Genomic DNA, 499 nt, shown 5'->3' on the forward strand with positions numbered 1-499 from the left:
CCGTGGCCTGCTGCTGACCACCGAGCCGGGTACGCCGCAGCTGGCGGCGCCGCAGGCACTGAGCCAGTTGCAGGAAAGCCAGCAGCTGCTGCAGCAGCTGGCCGAGTCGGCAGGCAAGCAGCAGGCGCAGCTGCCTGGCGAGGCGGCCGAGTTGCCGGTGGACACGACGCTGACTGAACTGCAGGAGACCCTGCGCGCGACCCACAGTGGCAGCGCGGCGGGCAGCATCGCCGGTGGCGACGGCGAAGCGCCGGGCTGGAGTGCGCCTGTCCTGCTGGGCAGTGGCGTGGCCGGCGTGCTGAGCCTGACCCCGGCCGACCAGGTGTGGGTCAGCGGCACGCACACCACGCTGGCCAGCGGCGTGGCGCTGAACTGGATGACCCAGGGCTCACTGACGATGGCCGTGGCCGGCGGCCTGGTGCTGTACACCGCCGGCATGGAACCCAGCGGCGAGAGCCCGAACCAGGAGCGCGGCATCGCGCTGCATGCTGCACAGGGC

Annotated in this window: 1 protein-coding gene; it reads left to right on the forward strand. The window is 72.5% G+C overall.

Going from position 1 to position 499, the window contains the following annotated elements:
* Positions 1-499, forward strand: a 499-nt coding sequence (locus tag ABE543_RS18615; RefSeq protein WP_346476011.1) for a DUF2345 domain-containing protein, incomplete at both ends; no start/stop codon positions are given.

The organism is Stenotrophomonas sp. TWI169 (genome assembly GCF_039674705.1).
GTDB classification, from domain to species: Bacteria; Pseudomonadota; Gammaproteobacteria; order Xanthomonadales; family Xanthomonadaceae; genus Stenotrophomonas; species Stenotrophomonas maltophilia_P.